Source organism: Deltaproteobacteria bacterium (assembly GCA_016874775.1).
In the GTDB taxonomy this organism is placed as follows: domain Bacteria; phylum Desulfobacterota; class Binatia; order Bin18; family Bin18; genus VGTJ01.
In genome coordinates this window covers 1-6,441 of record VGTJ01000251.1, presented here as the reverse complement: position 1 = coordinate 6,441, position 6,441 = coordinate 1, and the positions used below count along the sequence as shown (strand labels likewise).

The window sequence follows — 6,441 nt, the reverse complement described above, 5'->3', positions numbered from 1 at the left end:
TCCTTTCGTTCAGCAAGGGCGCCAAAGCCGTATATTTGTGTCGAATGAATTCCACTTGCTCCGCTCGTGTCATGCCAGCAGGGTAGCCGCCTCAAGCTGCTTGTTCAATTTGTTTTTTCTAAGTGCCTTAGCTGATTACTGAAAACCGAAACCTGAGACCTGAAGGCTTTCCACCTCTCTTTACTCTTGTCGCGGAAGCGTCTATTTTCGCCGCGGTGTTATGAGGCGGGGCGGTAGCAGGGAACCACTTCTCTCGCCAGACAAGCACTGTGAACTCAAATTCTATCGGCCAATAGAAGGGATACGCCCATTATGGATTTCCTAGCTAATATCTCGCCGTTTTTAGGAATGGGAGGACTCGTCATCGCGTTCGTGATTTACCGAGAAGTCTGTAACCGCCCGGACGGTAATGAACGCATGCGGGAAATTGCCGGTTACATCTATGAAGGCGCGATGGCATTCCTTCGTCGTGAGTACACGATTCTCGCCTACTTCGTCGGAATCGTTTTTCTCTTATTGTGGATCTTCGTCAAATTTCAGACTGGTATCGCCTTCGTCAGCGGTGCCTTGTGTTCAGTCCTTGCTGGTCTGTTCGGCATGCAGGCAGCGACCAAAGCGAACGTTCGCACTTCGCAAGCGGCAAAAGATCAAGGCGAAGGGGAAGCGTTACTCACCGCTTTTGACGGTGGTGCCGTGATGGGACTATCAGTTGCCAGCCTCGGACTTATCGGTGTCGGTTTCTTCCTCTACCTGTATCATGACCCACAAACCGCTCAGTACATCAACGGTTTTGCCATGGGCGCAAGTTCGATCGCGTTGTTCGCTCGTGTCGGTGGCGGTATCTACACCAAAGCGGCTGACGTCGGTAGCGACTTGGTCGGCAAAGTGGAAGCGGGCATTCCTGAAGATGACCCGCGTAACCCTGGCGTCATCGCTGATAACGTCGGCGATAATGTCGGTGACGTTGCTGGTATGGGAGCAGACTTATTCGAATCCTATGTTGGCGCGATTATCGCAGCTATCGCCATTGGGGCCACATTGTCAGTCAGTGCAACTATGGATCTCGCACAGAACGGTATCAGCGAAGATCACATTCGTATGTCGTTAATGACGTTGCCGCTCGACATCTCGGCCATTGGCCTTGTCGCTTCGGTCATCGGTATCTATTCGATGCGCGTGCTCAAAGACGTTGGCCCGGCTGCGGCCCTGCGCTATTCAACCTACACTTCTGCCGCCGTCTTTATTTTCCTTTCCCTCATTCTCGTCTGGTCACTCGGTGTCGCCCATGCCGTGTTCTGGGCGGTCACTTCTGGATGTTTGGTCGGTCTCGCCATCGGTCGCATCACCGACTATTACACGTCCTCGACCCCGGTCATCCGCGTTGCAGAAGCCAGCAAAACTGGGTCTGCCACGAATATCATTAACGGCTTTGCTATCGGCCTCGAAAGCTGCGCCCTCCCAGTGCTTGCGATTTGCTTGGCGATTCTGATTGCCAACTGGACCGCTGGCCTGTATGGCATCGGGATCGCTGGTATCGGCATGCTGGCAACGGTCGGGATTACCATGACGGTCGATGCCTACGGTCCAATCGCCGATAATGCTGGTGGAATTTCTGAGATGGCAGAACTCGGCCCAGCAGTACGAAAAATCACTGACGGTTTGGATGCGTTGGGAAACACAACAGCGGCAATCGGCAAAGGGTTCGCTGTCGGTTCTGCAGCACTTACGGCTCTCGCGCTGTTTTCCGCCTTTACTCAGGCGGTTGATCAAAACCGTGCAGCAGCAGAACTCCCACCGCTGCAAATCGTCGTCACCAACCCGACCGTCGTGATCGGGCTTTTCATTGGTGGTATTTTGCCATTCTTCATTGGTGCGTTGACTATGACCGCCGTCGGACGCGCAGCGAGTCAAATGGTCGATGAAATCCGTCGCCAGTTCCGTGAGATTCCAGGTTTGTTAGAAGGCCGAGAAGGTGCTCGTCCTGATGCTGCACGCTGTGTCGATATCTCGACCGCCGCCGCCCTCAAAGAAATGGTCCTTCCAGGTGTCACGGCAGTCATCGCGCCAGTGCTAGTTGGTACCGTCATGGGTGCTGAAGCATTGGGAGGAATGTTAGCTGGTGCAACCGTGAGCGGGGTGTTGCTTGCTTTGCTGATGTCGAATGCCGGTGGTGTGTGGGACAATGCGAAGAAGGCGATTGAAAAAGGCGAAATTGCCGGTGAAAAGAAAGGGTCCGACGCGCATAAAGCCGCAGTTGTCGGTGACACCGTTGGTGATCCTTTCAAAGATACCTCTGGTCCGTCGATGAACATTCTCATCAAGTTGATGTCGGTCGTCTCGCTGGTCATCGCTCCGTTGTTGTAAACTTGTCTCTGTTTGTTTTTGCTGGTAAGTCTCACAAGAGGGTAAGCATGTGCTTACCCTCTTTTTTTTGGGGGCATTTTTCACACTGTGGGGAGTGATATGCGACGTAAATACGAGACAAGGCACAAGACTATTGGGAGTGTACTCCTCTTATTCTGCACGATTGTTACGCTTGGCGTGAGTTATCAGTGGAGTATCGCTGAGAACGGCGAGAGTCACCCGTTCAAGGCCTTCCCGCTTCAACTCGGGACCCCTTCTTTACGCAGCGTTGCCCTGCAACAGAATGCACTCGATACACCAACACAAGAGTTGGCAACTCTTCTGCGCGAGCGACTGCAAGCACGACACGCCGCGCACCAACGTCAGGCGACACTGGCAGCAATGGCTCCTGAACAACTGCGCACCTTTGCCACGTTGGAGCAACGCACTCAAACCGCGGTCGATATTCTCCTGCGTCCGACAACTGGCACCCCGATGCAAATCGTTAGCCCGATGCTACAAGCGCAGGTTGCGGATGGTGTACCAGGCCCTGATCGTGACGAGAAAACCGCTCGTACCTTTTTACGCACCTACTGCAATTTGCTTCGTCTCGATAATCCGGACCACGAACTAGTCATGACACGGCATGCAGTCGATCATCTCCAGCGGTGCCATCTGCGCTTCACGCAGCAGTACCACAACCTGCCGGTGTGGCCGTCGGAAGTCATCGTGCATTTGAATGACAAGGGCAATGTGGATGTCGTCGAAGGGGCGTTCATCCCTACGCCACGCAAGTTCGTGCCTCATCCAGTCGTTACCTCTGAAACTGCAGCGCACAAAGCACGAGCGGTTGTTCCAGGCAGCGCGAACGCCACAGTCAGTGATCCTGAACTCATCATACACGCACCCGTCGAAACCGCTCCGCGTCTGGCGTGGAAAATGGAAGTCACGGTCTCTGACACTTCACGCTGGTTGGTGGCTATTGACGCTCTCAATGGTGCGACACTCACTGCCTACAATCAGGTCACAGACGCCAATGTCTCCGGCTCCGGTGTCGATCTCTTTCGGACGACACGTTCGCTAAACGTCTTCTCTGAAGGCGGGCAATTCTTCATGATCGACACCAGCAAACAGATGTACGACCCGACCTCGGACCCACCCGCGTTGGACAAGACCCGTGGTGCAATTGTCGTACTGGATGCGGCAAATAAGAATCCGGATGCACAAGGTCGCATTTCCGTATCACAGGTCACCTCCAATAGTGCGACCTCTGGTTTTCTCCCGGATGCCGTGAGCGCGTCCTTCGGCCTTTCTCAAACCTACGACTATTTTCTCGAACGTCACAGTCGCAACTCTCTCGACGGACAAGGTGGGACGATGCTCGCCATCGTGCGATTCGGCGCCAATTTCGAAAACGCTGCCTGGAACGGTCAGATGATGTTGTTTGGTGATGGCTTGCCCTTCGCCGGTTCTCTCGATGTTGTAGCTCATGAACTCACTCACGGAGTGACACAGTTTTCTGCCAACCTCGTATACCTGAACCAGTCTGGTGCGCTCAACGAAGCCTTCTCAGATATTTTTGGCGAAGCGACAGAAGCGCGGACCAACGGTAGTGGGCCAGACTGGCTGGTTGGAGCGCAGTTGGGAGCACCACTGCGCAACTTAGCCAACCCCTCAGCGATCGAAATTTGCCCAGGGTGTGGTCCTTACCCACGGAACATGAGTCAGTTCATCAACACCTCGCAGGACAATGGCGGCGTCCATATCAACAGCACGATCATCGGTCATGCCTTCTATCTGCTGGCGCAGGGACCAACGAACGCTATCGGTATTCGAGACGCCGAACGTATCTTCTACCGTGCCTTGACCACACATGTGGTATGAAATTCACAATTTATCGATGCGCGGCTCGCCTGTATTCGAGCGGCAACAGAGATTTTCGGAGCCGGTGCCCCACAAACGGCAGCAACTGCCGCCGTCTTTGACCAAGTCGGCATTGCCGCAGCAGCTCCGACACCAGAACCACCAACGCTACCGACGATTAATGCACCTGATTCTACCCTGTTCCTCCGACGAGAAGCAGGGCAACTCCTGTTATCCCGTCGGGAAGAAGGTCGCGGAGACAGTAGCCTGGGAATCCGCTTATCGAGCAAAGAAGCGAGAAGCGCGCGGCCAGTCGTCTCGGGTGATGGCAGATTCGCAGTCTTCGTCGATGCCCGTAACGACATCTGCCTCATCAACACTGATGGAACGGAAGAAGAATGCCTGAATCGTCCGGGGACGGTCAGCTCGGTAGCCGTTTCACGCGATGGGCTGCTTTTTGGCATCGTGCTTCTCGATGGTGGGTTACCTGCCAACCTTATCTTAGTCATTGATCTGCGTCCTGGGCAGCAGAACAAACTCTTTGTCCTCTCGTCTCCGGCAATTGACGGTGTTTCGGCCAATACGGTGATATTTGCCGATAGTATGGATTTCTCTGCTGATGACCGTTCACTAATCTATGATGCGTTTAATGAAGTGACGCTCATTGATGGGTCAGAATTTGGTGTCTGGAGTATCTACACGATCGATCTGGCAACCAACACCACGCAAACAATCTTTCCCCCAACGCCAGGCATCGACATTAGTTTTCCGCGCTTCAGTCGTACCAGTGACAACTTTGCCACCTTCGACGTGCTCGACCAAGATACCAATCAGTCAACGGTCTTCGCGTGCAAACTCAGCACTGGCGATTGCAAGGCAGTCGCGAACGTCAATGGCCCGTTTGGGGTTCCCTCCTATACTGGCGATGATAGTGCTATCATTTACTCACAAGCTGATAGCTCAACCCTGACCGGATTTTCCTTGTTTCGCCAACCACTGGCAAACGATCGCCTCACACCGGTCGGCAGTCCAACCTTATGGTTGAGCAACGCCGACTATAGCGTGATCTACCGCCGCGGGCAGACAGCGCCAGGGCCAGGAGGGGTTGCATTGGAAAACCCGGCTTCAGGCTCCGTGCAAAGTGGGATTGGGTTGATCTCGGGCTGGGTCTGCAATGCTTCGCGTATCGATATCGACATCGATGGTCAAGCACAGTTCCAGGCTGCCTATGGCACAGGTCGCGGAGATACACAAACCGCTTGTGGGGATGCCAACAACGGCTTCAGTCTCTTATTCAACTGGAACTTGCTGAGCCCAGGGACACATCGAGTGAGGATACTGGCTGACAACGTAGAAATCGCGAGTTCGACCTTCACCGTGGCCACGTTAGGGCTTGGGCAATTTGTTCGCGGCTTATCTGGCGCATTCTCGCTGCCGGACTTCCCGCAGAGTGGCAGAACGGCACGTGTCCAATGGCAAGAGGCCAACCAGAACTTCGTGATCACCAACGCAGGCGGCAGTAGTACCGGCGGGGGCAGCAATAATCCTGGCACCCAATTGGAGAATCCTGCGCCTGGCTCGTTCCAGAGTGGATTTGGTCTCATTTCTGGATGGGTCTGTAACGCCAGTCGCATTGATATTGACATCGATGGTCGCGCCACGTTCCAAGCCGCATACGGCACGGGACGAGCAGATACGCAAAGCGCATGTGGTGATACGAATAATGGCTACGGCCTGCTGTTCAACTGGAACTTGGTGGGAGACGGTACCCATTTCGTACGCATTCTTGCCGATGGTGTAGAAGTCGGTCGGTCAACCTTCACTGTCGCGACGCTCGGCCTCGGTGAGTTTCCACGTGGACTAAGCGGCACCTTCACGGTACCTGGGTTCCCTCAATCTGGCAGATCGACGCAAATTCAGTGGCAGGAAAGTGGCCAAAATTTTGTCATCATTGGTGTGCAGTAACTAACGACTTGCGATTACGTTTCCCTAATTCTTCAGCTGTCGACCCTCACTCTAGCTCTCTCCCTACCAAGGAGGGCCCTGGCCTGGTGCAAAGACGCCTCACGCTGCCTGTTGAAAGTGGACCTGCTTTTCTTCCGCTAGCGTGAGCTGGCGGAAGGCCTGTTGGCGTTGGGCCTGGAGCGACGGCCCCAGGTGCTGCTGGCACCACTGCCGGACTTGTGTGGTAGAAACCGTCGCCAGTGCGTCTCGAATCACTTCGGGTGTAGTGGA

Annotated in this window: 4 protein-coding genes; all 4 read left to right on the top strand. The window is 54.4% G+C overall.

Annotation, left to right across the window (positions count from 1 at the left end):
* Positions 1-312 precede the first annotated feature (312 nt).
* The 4 genes from FJ147_26435 to FJ147_26420 all read left to right on the top strand — a co-directional run bounded on the left by FJ147_26435 (position 313) and on the right by FJ147_26420 (position 6,171).
* Complete coding sequence (locus FJ147_26435) at positions 313-2,364, top strand: sodium-translocating pyrophosphatase (protein ID MBM4259424.1); 2,052 nt, start codon at positions 313-315, stop codon at positions 2,362-2,364.
* 99 nt (positions 2,365-2,463) lie between these two features.
* Positions 2,464-4,227 (top strand): M4 family metallopeptidase, encoded by a 1,764-nt coding sequence (locus FJ147_26430; protein ID MBM4259423.1) that lies wholly within the window; start codon positions 2,464-2,466, stop codon positions 4,225-4,227.
* Positions 4,217-4,612: a hypothetical protein gene (locus FJ147_26425; GenBank protein ID MBM4259422.1), complete on the top strand. Its 396-nt coding sequence runs from the start codon at positions 4,217-4,219 to the stop codon at positions 4,610-4,612. Before FJ147_26430 ends, FJ147_26425 begins: the two co-directional genes overlap by 11 nt.
* Positions 4,613-4,671: 59 nt before the next feature.
* Complete coding sequence (locus FJ147_26420; protein MBM4259421.1) at positions 4,672-6,171, top strand: hypothetical protein; 1,500 nt, start codon at positions 4,672-4,674, stop codon at positions 6,169-6,171.
* Positions 6,172-6,441: the final 270 nt, after the last annotated feature.